The 568-nt window shown below is 51.8% G+C and carries 1 rRNA gene; it reads left to right on the forward strand.

Annotated elements, in window-relative coordinates:
• Window positions 1-17 precede the first annotated feature (17 nt).
• A 23S ribosomal RNA gene (locus GXK58_RS26845) occupies window positions 18-568 on the forward strand; the annotation flags it as partial.

Raw genomic sequence — 568 nt, forward strand, 5'->3', positions numbered from 1 at the left:
TAGAGTAAAACCTTTTAGGTTAAGTTAGAAAGGGCGCACGGTGAATGCCTTGGCACTAGGAGCCGATGAAGGACGGGACTAACACCGATATGCTTCGGGGAGCTGTAAGTAAGCTTTGATCCGGAGATTTCCGAATGGGGAAACCCACTGCTCGTAATGGAGCAGTATCTTTACCTGAATACATAGGGTACTGAAGGCAGACCCGGGGAACTGAAACATCTAAGTACCCGGAGGAAGAGAAAGCAAACGCGATTCCCTAAGTAGCGGCGAGCGAAACGGGATTAGCCCAAACCAAGAGGCTTGCCTCTTGGGGTTGTAGGACACTCATTGTGGAGTTACAAAGGAACGGGGTAGATGAAGCGGCCTGGAAAGGCCAGCCGTAGAAGGTAAAAGCCCTGTAGTTGAAACTTCGTTCCCTCCCGAGTGGATCCTGAGTACGGCCGGACACGTGAAATCCGGTCGGAAGCAGGGAGGACCATCTCCCAAGGCTAAATACTCCCTAGTGACCGATAGTGAACCAGTACCGTGAGGGAAAGGTGAAAAGCACCCCGGAAGGGGAGTGAAATAG

The sequence above is a fragment of the Bacillus sp. USDA818B3_A genome (genome assembly GCF_009928415.1).
Classification (GTDB): domain Bacteria; phylum Bacillota; class Bacilli; order Bacillales; family Cytobacillaceae; genus Neobacillus.